General features: G+C 60.9%; 18 protein-coding genes. 11 read left to right on the plus strand and 7 right to left on the minus strand.

The features are described from left to right. On the minus strand, positions 1-659 hold a 659-nt coding region (locus JQ633_RS32110), incomplete at its 3' end, for a calcium-binding protein (RefSeq protein ID WP_433995713.1). Between the two features lie 327 nt (positions 660-986). On the opposite strand from JQ633_RS32110, the gene JQ633_RS32115 reads away from it, so the two are divergent. The 6 genes from JQ633_RS32115 (at position 987) to JQ633_RS32140 (ending at position 5757) form a co-directional block, all read left to right on the plus strand. Next, positions 987-3083, plus strand: a complete 2097-nt coding sequence (locus tag JQ633_RS32115; RefSeq protein WP_211989794.1) for a molybdopterin oxidoreductase family protein — start codon at positions 987-989, stop codon at positions 3081-3083. 67 nt (positions 3084-3150) lie between these two features. Further along, positions 3151-3930 carry an enoyl-CoA hydratase/isomerase family protein gene (locus tag JQ633_RS32120; protein ID WP_211989795.1) on the plus strand — a complete coding sequence of 260 codons (780 nt, stop codon included), beginning with the start codon at positions 3151-3153 and terminating at the stop codon, positions 3928-3930. Between the two features lie 226 nt (positions 3931-4156). Next, a complete protein-coding gene (locus JQ633_RS32125) occupies positions 4157-4474 on the plus strand; it encodes an ArsR/SmtB family transcription factor (protein WP_211989796.1) in 318 nt (105 codons plus the stop codon). Next, positions 4471-4956 carry an SRPBCC family protein gene (locus JQ633_RS32130; RefSeq protein WP_211989797.1) on the plus strand — a complete coding sequence of 162 codons (486 nt, stop codon included), beginning with the start codon at positions 4471-4473 and terminating at the stop codon, positions 4954-4956. Before JQ633_RS32125 ends, JQ633_RS32130 begins: the two co-directional genes overlap by 4 nt. Positions 4957-5001: 45 nt before the next feature. After that, on the plus strand, positions 5002-5412 hold the full coding sequence (locus tag JQ633_RS32135) for an MAPEG family protein (protein WP_211989799.1): 411 nt from the start codon (positions 5002-5004) through the stop codon (positions 5410-5412). Between the two features lie 48 nt (positions 5413-5460). After that, on the plus strand, positions 5461-5757 hold the full coding sequence (locus tag JQ633_RS32140; RefSeq protein WP_211989800.1) for a hypothetical protein: 297 nt from the start codon (positions 5461-5463) through the stop codon (positions 5755-5757). A 17-nt stretch (positions 5758-5774) separates the two neighbouring features. Here the strand turns inward: JQ633_RS32140 and JQ633_RS32145 are convergent, their stop codons facing one another. Continuing rightward, the gene (locus JQ633_RS32145; RefSeq protein WP_211989801.1) at positions 5775-5945 is read right to left on the minus strand and encodes an RNA polymerase subunit sigma-70; all 171 of its coding nucleotides are present in this window, start codon (positions 5943-5945) and stop codon (positions 5775-5777) included. A 379-nt stretch (positions 5946-6324) separates the two neighbouring features. On the opposite strand from JQ633_RS32145, the gene JQ633_RS32150 reads away from it, so the two are divergent. From JQ633_RS32150 to JQ633_RS32160, 3 genes are all read left to right on the plus strand, one after another. Beyond that, positions 6325-6672, plus strand: coding sequence for a hypothetical protein (locus JQ633_RS32150; RefSeq protein WP_211989802.1), 348 nt, complete (start codon positions 6325-6327; stop codon positions 6670-6672). 107 nt (positions 6673-6779) lie between these two features. Further along, on the plus strand, positions 6780-7106 hold the full coding sequence (locus JQ633_RS32155; RefSeq protein ID WP_211989806.1) for a hypothetical protein: 327 nt from the start codon (positions 6780-6782) through the stop codon (positions 7104-7106). Between the two features lie 124 nt (positions 7107-7230). Next, positions 7231-7662, plus strand: a complete 432-nt coding sequence (locus tag JQ633_RS32160) for a hypothetical protein (RefSeq protein ID WP_211989808.1) — start codon at positions 7231-7233, stop codon at positions 7660-7662. A 78-nt stretch (positions 7663-7740) separates the two neighbouring features. Here the strand turns inward: JQ633_RS32160 and JQ633_RS32165 are convergent, their stop codons facing one another. The 3 genes from JQ633_RS32165 to JQ633_RS32175 all read right to left on the minus strand — a co-directional run bounded on the left by JQ633_RS32165 (position 7741) and on the right by JQ633_RS32175 (position 10476). Next, a complete protein-coding gene (locus tag JQ633_RS32165) occupies positions 7741-8769 on the minus strand; it encodes a hypothetical protein (protein WP_211989810.1) in 1029 nt (342 codons plus the stop codon). A 210-nt stretch (positions 8770-8979) separates the two neighbouring features. Then, positions 8980-9516, minus strand: a complete 537-nt coding sequence (locus JQ633_RS32170) for a hypothetical protein (RefSeq protein WP_211989812.1) — start codon at positions 9514-9516, stop codon at positions 8980-8982. Between the two features lie 189 nt (positions 9517-9705). After that, positions 9706-10476, minus strand: a complete 771-nt coding sequence (locus JQ633_RS32175; protein ID WP_211989962.1) for an alpha/beta fold hydrolase — start codon at positions 10474-10476, stop codon at positions 9706-9708. A gap of 217 nt (positions 10477-10693) precedes the next feature. Between JQ633_RS32175 and JQ633_RS32180 the strand changes: the two genes are divergently transcribed. After that, entirely contained in the window at positions 10694-11656 is a 963-nt protein-coding gene (locus JQ633_RS32180) for an AraC family transcriptional regulator (protein ID WP_211989813.1), read from the plus strand. A 138-nt stretch (positions 11657-11794) separates the two neighbouring features. Here JQ633_RS32180 and JQ633_RS32185 read toward each other — a convergent pair whose 3' ends face one another. After that, positions 11795-12658: a molybdate ABC transporter substrate-binding protein gene (locus tag JQ633_RS32185; RefSeq protein WP_349631647.1), complete on the minus strand. Its 864-nt coding sequence runs from the start codon at positions 12656-12658 to the stop codon at positions 11795-11797. 156 nt (positions 12659-12814) lie between these two features. Here JQ633_RS32185 and JQ633_RS32190 point away from each other — a divergent pair, with 156 nt between their 5' ends. Further along, positions 12815-14254, plus strand: coding sequence for a DUF1254 domain-containing protein (locus JQ633_RS32190; RefSeq protein ID WP_211989814.1), 1440 nt, complete (start codon positions 12815-12817; stop codon positions 14252-14254). Positions 14255-14314: 60 nt separating this feature from the next. On the opposite strand, the gene JQ633_RS32195 is transcribed toward JQ633_RS32190, so the two are convergent. Continuing rightward, the gene (locus JQ633_RS32195) at positions 14315-16984 is read right to left on the minus strand and encodes a beta strand repeat-containing protein (protein WP_211989815.1); all 2670 of its coding nucleotides are present in this window, start codon (positions 16982-16984) and stop codon (positions 14315-14317) included. Between the last annotated feature and the right edge of the window lie 126 nt (positions 16985-17110).

The raw sequence follows: 17110 nt of genomic DNA on the forward strand, positions 1-17110 counted from the left end.
ACCAGGGTATTCGACCCGCTGCCTGCGGTCAGGGTATCGTTGCCGTCCTGTCCGTAGAGCGTGTTGGTGCCGGAGCCCCCGATCAGCGTGTCATCACCCGTTCCGCCGTATGCGAGGATCGCATTCCCCGCCGCATGCGCGTCCAGAAGGTCGTTCCCCGCGCCGCCGTCGAAGTAGATTTGTCCGGTCAGCCCGGTCGATGACAGGTCTCCAACTGTTAGTTGATCAGCCAACGAGTACTGGAACGGATGATCGGACGTATCATGCGTGGCGATGTAGCTGAAATTCTCAACCGCCTTCAGGGTTGTGACCGACGTATAAAACCCATTCCTCGGATCCTGGAGGGGGAGGTTGATGGTCCAAAACTGAGAAAGCCCGAACCATGCGAGTCCGCCACCGGCGTCAGTGAGGCTGGCGGTTGTTGGATAGGGGGAAACGTCAAGCATTAGATAGCCTGCGTTCGCCTGGAAGGTGTCAGTGCCCGTTCCGCCGTCAACAGCGTCCGAGCCGTCGCTTTTGGCAACGTCGGAAACGGAGTAGGTGAAGAGGTCGTTGCCGCCGAGACCGAACAGAAAGTCGTCGCCCTTCTTTCCGACGATCTGATCGTCGGCATCGGTGCCGTTGAGGTTGTCGGGGCCGTCGGTGCCTTCAATGTACATTTTCAGATTTCCCAGACTGCAATTGCGCCGTCTCGTCTTGCCTGCGAGCTCGGCCGGCTGTCATGAACGACCGCCGCAATATGGCAATGACCATAGCAATTTTGCCGAGACTGACCAACCGCTGGTTCTACCGTTGATTGCGGAATCTCGGTCAGCGCGATGCTACTATCGTAGGCGTTTGACCGTTGCTGTGCGCTGCATCAACCATCGGACGATCCGCGCCGTTCCATCTGGCGTTGCCCGGCGCATGGCTCGTGCGCGAATCGCGCAGAATCCGGTCCGATAAAGCCTCTCGGCGGGGAGGTCGTTTGATGTTACCAATTTGACATGAACCAGCACGCCAAGGTCGACATCCGCCATTCCACCTGTCCGCACGATTGCCCCTCGGCATGTGCGCTGGACATCGAAGTCATCGACGGCCGCTCGATCGGCCGGGTCAGGGGCTCCAAGCAGCAGACCTATACGGCCGGCGTCGTCTGCGCCAAGGTCGCGCGCTACGCGGAGCGGATCCACCATCCCGAGCGGCTGCTCTATCCGATGCGCCGGACCGGGCCCAAGGGTTCCGGACAGTTCGCGCGGATCTCCTGGGATGAGGCGCTGGATGAGATTGCGGCACGGTTCGATGCCGCCGAGCGCGAATTCGGCGCCCAATCGGTCTGGCCCTATTACTACGCCGGCACCATGGGCCTCGTGATGCGCGACGGCATCAACCGCCTGTCGCATGTCAAGAAGTACTCGCGCTTCTATTCGACGATCTGCGCCAACATCGCCCGCGTCGGCTTCGCGATCGGAACCGGCAAGATCGCCGGCGTCGATCCGCGCGAGATGGGCGTTTCGGATCTGGTCGTGATCTGGGGCACCAACCCGGTGAACACCCAGGTCAACGTGATGACGCATGCGATGCGCGCGCGCAAGGAACGCGGCGCCAGGATCGCCGCGGTCGACGTCTACAACAACGACACGATGAAGCAGGCCGACGTCAAGATCATCCTGCGCCCCGGCACCGATGCCGCCTTCGCCTGCGGCGTCATGCATGTGCTATTCCGCGACGGCTATGCTGACCGGGCCTATATGGACAAGTACACAGATTGTCCCGACGAGCTCGAGGCCCATCTGAAGACCCGCACTCCGGAATGGGCCTCGGCGATCTCCGGGGTGCCTGTCGAGGAGATCGAGGCGTTTGCGCGGCTGGTCGGCGAGACCAAGCGTTCCTTCTTCCGTCTAGGCTACGGCTTCACCCGCAGCCGCAACGGTGCGGCACAGATGCATGCGGCGCTGTGTATCCCGGCGGTGACAGGGGCCTGGCAGCATGAAGGCGGCGGCGCGTTCTTCAACAACGCCGCGATCTGGCGCTTCAATGAATCCGTGATCGAGGGCCATGACGCGATCGACCCTTCGACGCGCTGGCTCGATCAATCCAGAATCGGGCGCATTCTGACCGGCGATGCCGAGTCCTTAAAGGGTGGCCCGCCGGTCAAGGCGATGCTGATCCAGAACACCAACCCGATGACGGTCGCGCCCGAGCAGGCGCTGGTGCGTCAGGGCTTTGCCCGCGACGACCTGTTCGTCGCGGTGCACGAGCAGTTCATGACCGAGACGGCGGCGATGGCCGACATCGTGCTGCCCGCGACCATGTTCATGGAGCACGACGATCTCTATTACGGCGGCGGTCACCAGCACATATCGGTCGGGCCGAAGCTGATCGATCCGCCCGGCGAGTGCCGCTCCAACCACGAGGTGCTTCAGGGGCTCGGCCGCCGGCTCAATGCAACGCATCCCGGCTTCGAGATGTCGCCGCGCGAATTGATCGACGTGACGCTGAAGAGCAGCGGCCACGGCACGATCGAGGGCCTCGAGGCCGACATCTGGCGCGACCTGCAGCCGGATTTCCGCGCCTCGCATTACCTCGACGGATTCGCGCATGCCGACAAGAAGTTCCACTTCAAGGCCGACTGGGCCCATCCGCCGTGGGGTAATCCCGGCCTCGGCCCCTGGGATCAGATGCCGGCGCTGCCGGACCACTGGACCATCATCGAGGAGGCTGACGCGCAGCATCCGTTCCGGCTCGCGACCTCGCCCTCGCGCAGCTATCTCAACACCAGTTTCAACGAGACGCCGGGATCGCAGGCCCGCGAGGGCGCGCCGACCGTGATGATCCATCCCGAAGACGCGGCGGCGCTGTCGATCGCCGACGGCGATGCCGTGACGCTCGGCAACACGCGCGGCGAAACCACGCTGACCGCAAAACTGTTCGACGGCGTGCGCCGCGGCGTGCTGATCGCCGAATCCATCCATCCGAACAAGTCCCATCTCGGCGGCCGCGGCATCAACATGTTGACCGGCGCGGACGTGGTGGCGCCGGTCGGCGGCGCCGCGTTCCACGACAACAAGGTCTGGGTCAAAAAGGCGCCGGCTGCCGCATAAATCCTGCTTGCAGTCGGCGCCGGTCCTGCCGCAAATGTGGGCTGGCAACAGCGCACAGGCGACAACCATGACCGATGACAGCGTCATTCTTCAGAAGCGCGGGCAGGCGTTCTGGATCACCATCAACCGGCCGGACAAGCGCAACGCGCTCAATGCTGGCGTGATCGCCGGCATCGCCAAGGGCTATCGCGACGCGCATGACGACAAGGACGTGCGCGTCATCGTGCTGACCGGCGCGGGCGACAAGGCGTTCTGCGCCGGCGCCGACCTGCAGAACAGCGGTGCGGCGTTCTCGATGGATTTCTCGCGCCCGAATGTCGACTATGCCGATCTGCTCCGGCTGTCGCAGAGCGCGACCAAGCCGGCGATCGCGCGCGTCGGCGGCGTCTGCATGGCCGGCGGCATGGGATTGCTGTGCATGACCGACATGGCGGTCGCGGCCGATCATGTGATCTTCGGCCTGCCCGAGGTGAAGGTCGGCGTGTTCCCGATGCAGGTGCTGAGCCTGTTGCAATCGATCGCGCCGCCGCGCCTCGTCAACGAATGGGCGCTGACCGGCGAGCCGTTCGATGCCGCGAGCGCGCAGGCCGCAGGTCTCCTCAACTACATTGTGCCGGCAGCCGAGCTCGACGCCAAGATCGACTGGCTGATCAGCCGCATCGTCGACAAATCGCCGACCGCGATCCGGCGCGGCAAATATGCGATGCGCGCGATCGCCTCGATGTCGTTCGACGAGAGCATCGCCTACACCGAAAGCCAGATCGCCCTGCTCGCGATGACCGAGGACGCCAAGGAAGGCCTCAAGGCGTTCGGCGAAAAGCGCAAGCCGTCATGGACGGGGCGCTGAGGGCCGACTGCGAGCCAACGGTTCGCGTTCGGCGCTTACGGGCAGAAGCGGCCGACAATCCCCGATGAATCCGTCGAAAATGATCGAAACTGAAATTTTCCGCCCGCGTTTGACGCTATCATAAGTACGTGCTAATCATTAGCCATGACTAATGACATCAAAGCCCGCGCGGGTGATCGGGTGGGATTGTCCCGAAGGCAGGGCTCCTGCCATGCGTCGGCGGGCCATGGCTAGAGATAGCGTGCAACTGGCAGCGCTCGGCGATCCGACGCGTCGACGGATATTCGAACTGGTGGGCGCTCGGCCTCGCACCGTCGTCGAAATCACCCGAGAACTGACGGTCTCCCAGTCGGCCGTCTCGCAGCATCTGAAGGTGCTGCGCGAATCTCGCTTGGTCCGTGCCGAGCCAAAGGGGGCCAGCAACATCTATCACATCGATCCGGCGGGGCTCGGCCAGATGCGCGCCTGGCTCGACCGGTTCTGGAGCAGCACACTGGCAGCTTACAAAGAGGCCGTCGAAAAATCAGTGGAGGACAAGCAATGAGCACACGTGTATCGGCCGCGCCCATCAAGCAATCCATCGTGGTCGAGGCGCCCATCGCGCGCGCGTTCAAGGTCTTCACCGAAGACTTCGGCAGCTTCAAGCCGCGCGAGCACAATCTGCTCGCCGTTCCCATTGCAGAGACCGTGTTTGAGCCCCGGGTCGGCGGTCACGTTTATGATCGGGGCGTCGACGGCAGCGTATGCCGCTGGGCGCGCGTGCTGGCTTTCGAGCCGCCAAATCGCGTGCTTCTAAGTTGGGACATCAGCCCGCGCTGGCAAATCGAAACCGATCCCGACAAGACCAGCGAATGGGAGGTGCGGTTCATTGCCGAGACGCCGAGCCGGACACGGTTGGAGCTCGAGCACCGTCACCTCGAACGTCATGGCGAGGGTTGGGAAGGCGTGCGCGATGGAGTCGACGGCGATCAGGGCTGGCCGCTCTATCTGAAGCGGTTCGCCGAGCGGATTGCGCGCGAGGCATGATGATCACATGTCCGTTGCGCCATCGTCGTGATTGCGGAGGTCTGTATGGCGGCCTACTCGTTTAGCGTTGTCGGAGTACTTGCCCTTTGCCTGCTGCCGATCGTGCTGGCGGTCTATTCAGGATCGTCCAAGGGCAGGGCCGGAGCACTCTCCGGACCTGTCCTGCCGCTGGATGACGGCAACCTGCTGTACCGGATAGATCGCGCCCACATGAACATGGTGGAGGCCCTGCCGCCTTTTGTCGTGCCGGCATTGCTGGCCATGAGGGTGGGGGTTGGACCAGTCACGCTTGCGACGCTCGTATGGATCTACGTCGCCATCCGCCTCATTCACGTTGCGATCTATCTGCGCGGCGGCAACGCCGCCAAAGGCGGCAGCATCAGAACCATTCTCTATGTCTCAGGGGCACTCGTAACCGTCGTCCTCATTGCGGTGACTGCGGTGGCAGCCATCTGATACGCAGGCACTTCAACTCGGATCGCCAAATTGGCAGCGAGATGCTCGATGAAGGCAGAAATAACATTTGATCTTGTCATGACCGAAGACATGCCCTTCGTCGAAGGCTGTTATCGTCTGGCTGACGGTGTCTGGCAGGTGTTCATGTTCCGACGATCCAACGGAACGGAGCAGGTGGGAATAAAGCAGGGCCTCAAATGGCGGAGTGGTGTGACGGGTCTTAATGCCATCCTGCCTCACGATGCGAAAATTGATAAATCTGTTGTCCTCACCGTACTATCAGACGCTCTGGGCGTTGCAGAATGGTCCGAGGTGCGTGGGCCGGACTCAATGCAACTCAGATAGCGCGAAGCAACCGTGCCTCAGTCTTCTTCAATCCTGATTTCGGCTTCGCTCAGAGCATTGAGAATCCATTCGATGTCTTTGGGAGCTAGGACTCCACTGTCACACAGTTGATTCAATTCATCGAAGGTGATTTTGCCGTTCCGTTCACCGAATTCGATGGCTCGTCGAATGATTTCCGGCACGCTCATCTTCCTCTCCGTTCAGCCAGGACCCACTTTACGCGGAGAGAGGCCGGTTCGGGCCGTTGGCCGACCTTGCTGCGCGGGGTGCCGTAGTCCCCATGTGGCACATTGCAGACCCGGCGGCTCGATCCAACTTTAGCATTTGATTGGATCGATGATTGACCCATTTGGCGTATCATTCGATCCGAGCAAAACTGATCCGAGGACCAGAACATGTCGGACTGGCTTCTTGCCCCCATCTGCCTGGTCATCCTGCTGGGGTTCATTGGCTATGCATATTATCAGGGAATGAGGGTCTCGCCGGATCGAAACAATTCGGATTTTGGACCCGGTTGGCCGGGCGGGCCTGGCGACAATTCTGGAAGCTAGGCCATAGGATCAACTCATGGAAGAATTGTCCGCGCTAGAGCAGGCCGTACTTGGCGCCATTGCGCTTCAGGTGCCTGAAGTCGCCGATGCGCTTGCCAGTCCGCGTGGAGTGCGCGCCATTGCCCGAGAGAACACGGGAGCCGGCTTTCATACCACGCTCGATGTCTCGTATCCCTCGCCAATCAATGGCGTTACTTCGCCGTTGGGTTGCGTCGATGCAACCGTTGCCGGTCTTCAACACGGTATGGGATTTTTGCTCTGGCTTCGGGATGGTCACATTAGCAAGCTGGAAGGGTTCTCGTATGGAGAAAGCACGTCTCGCATCGACTTTGAGCGAGTAACTTTTGAAGTTCGGCCATACTAGCCAACATTGTCGAGCGGCGGCTTATGACCCGAAGCGGACATGGAAACGAGTAGATAAGAACGCTACCCTCGTTGCGATGGGAGCCGACGTAAGCCTTGGAAGCGGTGATGAGCAAAGTCAAAACGCCTCAAGAAAAGAAGCTGTTGAGTTACGAACATGATCGTCGGAACACCTACGGCGAGAACCAGAAAAGCAGTCGAAAGAATATCCCGCGCAGCAAACAGCTCTCCCATCAAGATGAACGCCGCGCGGTCAGACAGGCCCTCATTGGAGTAGAGGGTCGTGTTGCAGACGAACGATTGGACGATGCGCAGTCGCAGGTAGCGGGTAAAGGCCGGATCAAGCGGCTCAAGGCGTTTCGTAAAACACCTGACACGCCGTTGGGCGAGGTCATCCGGCGACGGATACGCAATCGATCGGAGAATGCTAACTAGACCCTCAGCCGGCTTGCGGCAGACGTCGCTGCGACCAAAGGCGAAATCCGAACAAACGTGATAAGAAGTATCGGCAATCGCTACGATCATTTGCCGCTCAGAATGCGCTGATAGCGCGACTTTCATGGATACGCAAACGGCTATCCAAGCCCGCATTCGTGCCGCTTGGATCGATCTACTCCGACGGAACAAAGGCGCCGAAGGGCACCCCGATCAGTATTACGCCTTGAATATCGAAAACGTTCGAGGGCATGGCGAGGAGTTCGAACTGCACCTCACATTTCGCGCGGGTCGAGTGTATTGCTGCTGCGAAGAGTTCTGCCATACCGGTGTCTTCACCGAGCAACGGTGGCGGCTCCTGCGGTCAGCTCTTGCCGCCCATGGCGTTGAACCACAAGAACCGCTTGTAGTCCGGATTTGCACTCGCTTGGAAGCTGGTGCGCGATTGCAGTACGGGACGGGCGATGAGCTGAAGCCAGAGCTGTCCGACAAAAGTCCATGGACGTCGACCGTGCGTGAACAACGCACGCGTGACGACCTCGGCCAGCCCATTTGACGAGGATGTTCGGCGCGTGACCCAAGGACGCCATTCAACGTCTGCGGTGATCTCCGGCTTCCGTCTGATCATCGGATGCTAGCCGGGGAAGTCGCGGAATTCCTTGACGAGATTGAACGGGATTTTCCACCCGGCGCCGCCGCCGCGCATCAGCATCTTGATGTCTTCCGCCCGGTTTTCCTTTCTGGTTTTCGGATCGACCTCCAGCGTGTGGCCCTGGCTGTCCCAGGGTTTGGTCGGGCTCTTCGAGTAGTAGCCGAGAAAATGCCCGGATTCATGGGCAGACGTGTTCGGCCCGCGTTGCGAGCAGATGAAGGCAAGGTCCAGCCCTCGGGCAAACGCGCCATTGGGATAGCCGCCATTGTGGAACAGCTTGTCGACGCAGAAAATGGTCAGATGGGCACCCTTGACCTTGTGCTTGACGAACATGCCCTTCATTTTTTCGACGTCGATCAGATCGGGAAGGATCGCGAGACTCGCGTCCTTCATACCGGTGGCATTGGCGATCTCCTTTTTGACGTCAGCCTGCGAGTCGTCGATGACCACCCAGTCACTCGGCACCCGCTCGAAACGGATGTTGGCCTGCGGCCGCCATATGTTGTTCATCGTCAGCAATTCATCCTGCTCGTTGCAGGGCTTCTTGGCGTGAAACGTCGGAGAGCCGCTGCTGCCCGGCACCATGAGATTGCGGAACGCCACTTTGACGGTGATCTCTCGCAGCACGGCGACACGGAGCCTCGCCTCGATCGTGCCGCGCGCCGACCGCGCCACCACCTCCAGGCCGGGAAAGGCGATCGGCTTGATCCGGCCATTGATTTCGAAGAACCGTGCATCGCCATTGAAGGTGGCGGGAAGCGACGCCGCCCTGAGCTGCGGATCGATATCGGGTTGGGAGAAAGTCTCTCTGGCCTGCATGACGCGTCGAAGGGTATCGGCGCCATCGATCTCCTTGATCCCGAGGGCATGGGGGTTGGGATCGACCTTGAGCTTTCGTCCGGGATCGATCAGCGCCACGATGTTGGAGCCCCCGAACGGCACCACCATGCCCGGTGGGCTGCGGCCCTCATCGATGCCGGAGCGGCGGAAGACCTCTCGAAAGGCGGCCATGTCTGGTTGTCCTGTTCGCGCCTTTCACAGCCGACTGCGCTCACCCGGGAATAGGACATTGTAATCCGGGCGCAGCGTCGAACGCTACCGCATTTGTGCGCTTCGAGCGGGCCGAGCCATACCTCGAAATTTCCACGACAAGTGCCAATTTCAAGAACGTCCGTGCATCGCTGACCAGCTTCGCGTGAAGGATTTTCGATATCGGAGCGCCTAGCCCTTCGCGGCGGGGACGGGCGGCACCGGCAGAATGATCTCGGAAGCGACCTTCCAGTCCTTCCCGACGCGAAGCCAATTGATGATCATCAAAAACGGCCTGGATGTTCCGTCCTGTCCGGCATAGGAGACCGTGATGTTCATCGGCACGTAGGACTCGGCGACGTCGCGCGTCAGACCGACAATCTTGAGCTTCGAATAATCCGGCTCGAGCACGACCGGACCGGAGGTGCCGATATCACGCAGCTTTTGATCAATCGCCTCGTTGCCCCAGAAACCGGCCCAATTTCCCTCGGACGGGATCGCGCTCTTGGCCACCAATAGGGTCGAGGGCGACTGCCAGAACATCCCATGCAGGGCCTTGAAATCGTGGTTGTTGGCCAATTCCATCAGCCTGGCGAACTTTGATTTTATTGCGCTGAGGGTTACCGCATCCAGCGGCTCTTTCCTGACGGCGGGGGCTGACACGACGGCACCGGTGGAAAGAGCCGCGGCAGTGAGAGCGACAAGAAGCGCCTTGTCGAGTCGTGTCATGTCATCCTCCGGATGCCTGGCATGATTGATTGAGCGGGAAGGCCGGTGTGACGCAGCGGCCGAGATCTTCTTGTCGGAGGTCGCCGACGATTCCGCGGCTTTGACTGCGCCATCGCCGTCCGGTGCTTCTTGCGTTCCTTTGCGTAAAGCATACACGCTCCCGGCGCGAAGGCGCCGGGAGCGGTATCCTCACTTCGCGAGCGCCGCCTTTTCGATGACCTCAGCAACTTGCTTCGCATGGACGACGAGCGAGGCATGGCTGCCGGCGACATCAGTCGTCTGCGCCTTCATCCTGGCTGCGAACGACTTCTGGGCCGCGGGCGCGATCACCTTGTCCTTCGTGGTGATGACGTAGAACGTCGGTTTGTCATGCCAGGCCGCAATGGTGACGGGGGCCTCGAACGCAACGTGATTCAACGGAAGCTGCGAGTTGGCCAGGTGCTCGGCGATTTCCGGAGGGAGCTCAGCCGCGACAGCCGACGGAAACACCTTGGGATCGATGTACAAATCGCCCTTTGCGTCAGGATGGATCGCGTTGCCGCCTTCGGTTGGCGGGCCGGCCTTTGCCAGCGACGCCAGGGATTCACCGACCTCCGGCGCGAAGGCGGAAACATAGACCAGCGCCGAAACCTTGGGATCGTTGCCGGCTTGCGTGATCACCACGCCGCCCCATGAGTGGCCGACCAGAACGGTCTTGCCGTCCTGCTTCGCAAGCGCCTGCCTGGTGGCATCGACGTCAGCGGCGAGGGAGGTGAGCGGATTTTCGACGAGCGTGACGTTGTAGCCTTTCTTCGTGAGAATATCGGCAACGGGTTGCCAGCTCGTCTGGTCCACGAACGCGCCGTGCACGAGCACGATGTTGTGGGCTGCTTCCTTGGGCAGTTCGGCGGAAGCGGCGGAGCCGACCAACGTCGTTCCGGCCAGGATCAAGGTGGCGGCTGAGAGGAGGATGTTTCGCATCGATAGTTTCCTGTTGGCACGTCGGACGAACACGGTCCGGGGGAGGGGGGCAGGCGTTTCCAGCAAGGTCGCGGTTCTTCCATCTGCCGTTGGCGCGATGGTTGCCGCACGTGATGTCGGCCCGCCGCGACATGAGCTATTCCGCCGCCTCTTCGGACGATAGGGATCAATCGTCCGGATGTTGTGTCGGATCGTCCGCCGGTCTAATCTCGGCGGCATGGACATCCTCGCCCAGGTGCTTGATCGCGTCCGTCTCGGCGGGACGCTGCTCTTTCACTTCGAGCTCGGCCATCCCTGGCATCTCGAGTTGCCGGAGCGCCCCTACGCGCTGTTTCACTATCTCAGCCAGGGCTCGGCGACCCTCGCGCTCGGGCCAGGGCAGGAAACACGGATGACCGACGGCGATTTTGTCGTCATCACGCGCGGACAGCCGCATGCGTTTTATTCGGATCGCCAAGCCAAGCCTTTGCGGATCACGGACATCGATCGATCAGCGCCGCGTCTCGGCGTCGTTCGTCACGGCGGCCGTGCGAAGCCGCTCTCGACCATGCTGTGCGGCAATTTCACGGTTTCGCGGCCGCTGTTCGGCAGCGTGCTGGAGCTGCTTCCGCCCGTGCTCCTGCTGAAGCCGGCGGCGGACGGTGGCTGGCTTGAAACAATCCTGCGCCGCATGGTCATCGAGTCCGCGCTCGAGCGTCCCGGCCAACGCGTCGCGCTGTCACGACTGACGGAAGTGCTCTTTGTCGAAGTGCTCCGAAGCTGGATCGCCTCTCTCCGTCCCGGACAGGGCGGCTGGCTCGGAGCCATATCCGACCCGCATATCGGACCGGCGCTCAAGCTGATTCACGAGAACCCGGAGCGGCCCTGGACGCTGAGCCAGCTTGGCCAACGCGTGGGGCTCGGCCGCTCGGTATTTTCGGCGCGCTTCACCAAGCTCGTCGGCCAGTCCGTGCATCGTTATGTGATCGAACGCCGGATGGCGGAAGCGGCCTTCCTGCTGGAAACCAGCGATGAGCCTATCGCACGGATTGCCAGCCGGGTCGGCTACGACACAGCGGCGGCGTTCTCGAAGCTGTTCCAACGGCATCACGGCCTCTCGCCCGGCCGCTACCGGGCGGCTCGACGCTCCGAAGGCGGCGAAAGGCGAGGGGACGCGCAGGAAGCAGAAGTCGCCGATTGACCGTCGACCGCTGAAGGTCGTGCGAGCTAGCGCATCCGATCCGGGTCGCCGGGACCGCGCTGACGCGGACGAGCGATGAAGTTCGCGTCGCCCGATGACCCAGAGCGGACGCACGCACACTTCCGCTAGCGCAAACCCTCAGCCGGGGCGCATGCCCTTGCCCTTGATCAACGCCTCGGCGTCCTGCGTCTTCAGATAGTCGAGAAGGGCCTTTGCCGCGGCGGCTTCTTTGGTTTCCTTGCCGAGTGCGGCGGTGAACACGACGTCCTGCTGCACCTCGGCCGGGAACGGGCCGACCACGTCCAGCCCCGGAGCCGTCAACACGTTCATCAGGAACAGGGCAAGCTCGGCTTCTCCCGTGGCGACCACCGCGACGACTTGCGCCGGCGTCGGCTGCGGCTTCATCTTTGCCTTCATCGGTTCGGTGATGCCGAGCCGGTCGAACACCTTCGCGATCGAATAGCCGGTCGCGCTCTGTGGAATCGAAGCAACCGAGTCCGCCTTGAGCAGCGCCGCTTTCAGCGCGTCGGGTGTCGAGATGTCCGGCTTCGCCCCGCCGGCCCGGACTGCCACCCCGAGACCGACGCGAGCGATGTCGATGGTCGGACCGCCCTCAAATCGCGCTCGTGCGGCGGCATCCTGCATGACCTCGACCGGCACGATGCCGACATCGAATGATTTTCCCGACGTTGCTTCCTTGATCAGGTTCGGCGTCGTACCGAAGAAGATATCGAGCTTGTGACCCGAAGCCTGTTCGAATTTCGGCTTGAGCTCCGTCCAGACCGCGGTCATCGCACCGCCCGCCAGAACTCTGATCTCGGCTGCGTGCGCGCTCGGCACCAAAGGCTTGATCAACGCCAACGCGAGCAACGCAACGATCGAAAAGCCCCGCCTTGCCATGATGCGCCTCCCAGGCAATCTATGGAGGTTAGCCTGCAAAGTGCTCGTCGGGAAGGCCATTCGCGCCTGTTTACGTGCAGCCTGGTAAGCATTGGACACCACGAAGTCCGAAGTCGGCTGGAGGCCCGTAGCGGATGTCCTTGATCCAAATCAATCTAGTTTCATCCGCGCCGTCGTTAGCTTGATCTGCTTCGCGTTTCTCAGCGGAGCTAATTACCGGCACGGGCTTTCAATCCACAAAAGCAAAGAGAGTGCATCATGAATGCGATTGATCGACGTTCTCTGTTCGCCGCGACCCTTTCCTTATTGACCTGCTTCACCGCGACTGCACCGGCAAACGCGCAATCCGTATCGCCCGCCGAAGCGCAGCAGATCGCCACCGATGCCTATGTCTACGGCTATTCGTTGATCACGACCGAGGTTACCCGCGTACAGATGAGCAACGTGCCGAAGGTCGAGGGGTTCACAAGTCCCACCGGTCAGTTCGTCAACGTTCCCCGTTATCCGCCCGCGGACTACCGCGGCGTCTCCGCGCCCAACGCCGACACGCTGTATTCCGTCGCCTGGCTCGACCTCACCGAGCCGCAGGTATTCAGCCATCCGGATATGGGCGATCGCTTCTATCTCTTTGAGATCACCGATCTGTGGATGTCTGATTCCGAGCACTCGCCGAGCAAGCGGACGGCCAGCGGCAAGGCTGCCAACTACCTCTTCACCGGCCCGGGCTGGAAAGGCGAAGTGCCTGCGGACATGAAGCACTTCCCGATGGCAACGAATTACATGGTCATTCTCGGCCGCACCTACGCCGACGGCACCGAGGCTGACTACAAGGCTGTCAACGCGCTGCAGGCGCAATACAAGATCACGCCGCTTTCGGCCTGGGGCAAGCCGTACACGCCGGTCGCGCCGCCTGTGAATCCCAATCCGGGATTCAGCATGACCGACAAGCCCCAGTCGGTCATTCTCGCCATGGGAACCGAGGGATACTTCAACCTGATGGCCAAGCTGATGGCGGCAACTGCGCCCGCGCCGGCGGCGGATGCGCCGATGCTCGCGAGCATGGCGAAGATCGGCATCGTGCCCGGCAAGCCGTTCGAGATGAGCAAGCTCGATCCGGCTGTACAAGCGGCGCTGAAAGACATTCCCACGACCGCCCTGAAAAAAATCGAGGCCAACAAGGAGAACCTCGGCGGGATCGTCGACGGCTGGTCGATCACGAAAGGTCTCGGCACCTACGGCCCGTCCGACTACATGAAGCGCGCGGTGGTGGCGGCCTTCGGTTGGCCCGCCAATCAGGAGCGTGACGCGGTCTATCCGAATACGGAGAAGGACTCGACGGGGCAGAAGCTGAGCGGTGCAAACAAGTACACGCTGACATTTGCAAAGGGTGCGACGCCGCCCGTCAACGGCTTCTGGTCGTTCACCATGTACATGATCGACCAGGGCTGGTGGTTCGTTCCCAACCCGCTGAACAGGTTCACCGTCAGCATGCGCGACAATCCGAAGTTCAACCCGGACGGCTCGCTGACGCTCTACTTCCAGACCGAGTCGCCGGGCGCCGACAAGGAATCGAACTGGCTACCGGCGCCAAAGGGCGATTTCGTCCTGATGCTGCGCATGTACTGGCCAAAGGACACGCCACCTTCGATCATCGACGGCAGCTGGAAAGTGCCGCAGGTGGTCAAGGCCGGCCCATAGCCGCAAACGGCGATTGCCTGGCTCGCTGAAAGGGTTCGGTTCCCCGGACAGCGAGGCAGGCTACACGAGATCGTACTGCTGGTGCTGGATGTGCCAGCTGGTGGGGACGGCGCCGGCAGCCGAGACGACATGCGCCTGCGCGATGTCGCCGTTATTCCAGATCGACACGGCGCCGTTGTCGTTGCCCCAGAGAATATCGTCCTTGCCGTCGCCGGCAAAGTCGCCGGTCGTCTCGATATGCCAGCTTGAGGGGACGACGCCCGCGTTGGCGACGACATGCGCGCCGGCCAGCGTGCCGTTATCCCAGATCGACACCGCGCCATTGTCGTTGCGCCACAGGATGTCGGCATGACCGTCGCCTGCGAAGTCGCCTGTGCCGGCGATGTGCCAGCTGCTGGGCACTACGCCTGCGCTGGCGATGACGTGGGCGTTGTTGATCGAGCCCGAGTCCCAGATCGAGGTTGCGCCGTTGTCGTTGCGCCACAGGATATCGGCGTGACCATCGCCGTTGAAATCGGCGACGCCCTGGATATGCCAGCTCGAGGCAACGGTGCCCGCGCCCGAGATAACGTGGGCCTGCGCGATGTCGCCGTTGTTCCAGATCGACACCGCACCGTTATCGTTGCGCCACAGGATATCCGAATGGCCGTTGCCGTCGAAGTCGCCGATGCCGGCGATGTGCCAACTGGTGCTGACGACGCCCGCACCAGCGACGACATGCGCGCCACCGATCGAACCGTTGTTCCAGATCGACACTGAGCCGTCGTCGTTGCGCCAGAGAAGATCGCTCTTGCCATCGTCCGCGAAGTCGCCGCTGCCGGCGACGTGCCAGCTATTGGGCACCACTCCCGCGCTCGAGATCGTGTGCGCGTTGTTGATCGAGGCCGAGTCCCAGATCGACGCCGCGCCATTGTCGTTGCGCCACACGATATCGCTTCCGCCGTCCTCGTTGAAGTCGTTCGGCAGCGGGCCCGTGACGCTGATGTTTACGCCCGCTGTCTGGCTTGGATCGAGGATGACGTTGACGGTATAGCCTTTGAGCAGGCCATCGAGGTGAGCAATGGTCGTCCATTGCGTCCCGTTTGCTGTGCCGTCGGGATCGACTTGAAGGTCGACAGAAGTCCCGGCGACAAAAGCATGAACCAGAGCGCCAACGGCTTGGCCGCCGCCGTGATTATAGGCCGAGCCCAGGATTGTCGACAGATCGATCTGATCGCCTTCGCCGAAGTCGTAATAAGGTCCGAGACCGGAAGATCCGGTCTGATCGTAATCCTGTATGTGATCGATCAGCGGCGTTGCCGCTTTGGCATCGCCGAGTGCGGTGGCATCGAATACGAATGTGTCTGCACCCGCTCCACCAAAAAGAAAGTCGGCGCCTGCCCCGCCATTGATGACCCCATGTCCACCTGCTCCTTTGATGTGATCGGAATGGTTGGTCCCTGTTAGCTGGCCATCTCCGCCGATAATGGTGATCGTGTCGACGCTGTCGTTCCAACCATTGAAAACCAGCGACGACAGATCCACAGGTCCACCGACAAGGCCATTTCCGCCATGGGTTACGACCAGCGTATCGACGTCCGCGCTGCCAGTGATGTTGTGGAAATTGCCCGCTGCGACGTCAGTCGCGTAGACATTCACCGTCGAATTGCCGGTGTCGAAAACAAGGTTTTGAACGTTCGCGAGATTGTTGAACGTGACATTTGCGGCCTGCGTTTTGACCGTGTTTGCCCCGGTGCCGCCGTCAAGGCCGCACGTCGTGGTCGTGCTAAAGACAATCGTGTCGTCGCCGGCCCCGGCGAAGATATTTCCGCCCGAACCTTTGACGTTGATAGTTTCGCTTTGATTAGTGGTATGGACGGTAAAAAAGCTGCCGCCGGCAGTATTGATGGTTACGGTATCGACGCCCGGCGTCCAATGGGTGAAGGAGATGCCTGAGTAATCGGCGTTATAGGCCCCATTTATGATCAGCTTATCAACCGCAACATCCTGGGAATGTGTATCTGTATCGATGCTTCCTTGAACCGCCAGGGAGTGCGTCCCCGCCAGACCTCCGCCGCTGCCATTATCCAGAAAAGTTACCTGATCGCCGAACCAGACGTTGTCATGGTAGCTCGGGACGTAGCGGAGGGTCTGGAAATTTATGTCCGCTCCTGAAAAATCGACGTCGTTTGTTGCGCCTGGATTTGTTGCGAGCTTCACCTCGACTGTATTGACGTTGATGCGTTCGCCGACCTGAAAATCGCCGTAGTAGAGGCGAAGAGTTCCAGTGCCGTCTACAAAATCTGCGCCCGCTCCGGCTTCGAAGTAAGTCGAACCACCCGTGGTACCCGGCCGAAGCTCGTTCGCACCACCGTTTCCAATAAGTTCTGCATTGTAGGTGATGCCCGTATCGGCGATCGTGTACGCCGCACCTGCCGCTCCCATAACACTTTGGAACCAGCTTGAAGGGCTCGAGCCGAACGGGATGGTTTGCGCACTACCCTGGATATTTGTGATGGTGGAGCCCAATCCGGACGCCGATGTAATCAGTTGTTGTCCGCTGGCCGGAAAACTGCCGTTGAGGACAAACGTCGCATTCCCTGCACTGGTTATGGAGTAGATCTGCGAAGACGAAGTCGATTGAATCAGCTGAAAGGTGCCAAACAATAATTCGTTGGCCAGGGAAAACGAGTAGTCAGGTGCTGATGAATTGGTGTCATTGGTTGCCGAGTCTGTGAAAATCGCGCCCATTGCAATACTTTCCAGTGCGGCCTTGATGGGTGGCCGCTGATGTTTGAAATGCCCGGGACACTTAACTGTCCGGTGTTGGTTCGAAATCGATGGTGGTAAAAAGTCCTATTTGTTTAATTTACAACC

Source organism: Bradyrhizobium tropiciagri (genome assembly GCF_018130505.1).
In the GTDB taxonomy this organism is placed as follows: Bacteria; Pseudomonadota; Alphaproteobacteria; order Rhizobiales; family Xanthobacteraceae; genus Bradyrhizobium; species Bradyrhizobium tropiciagri_B.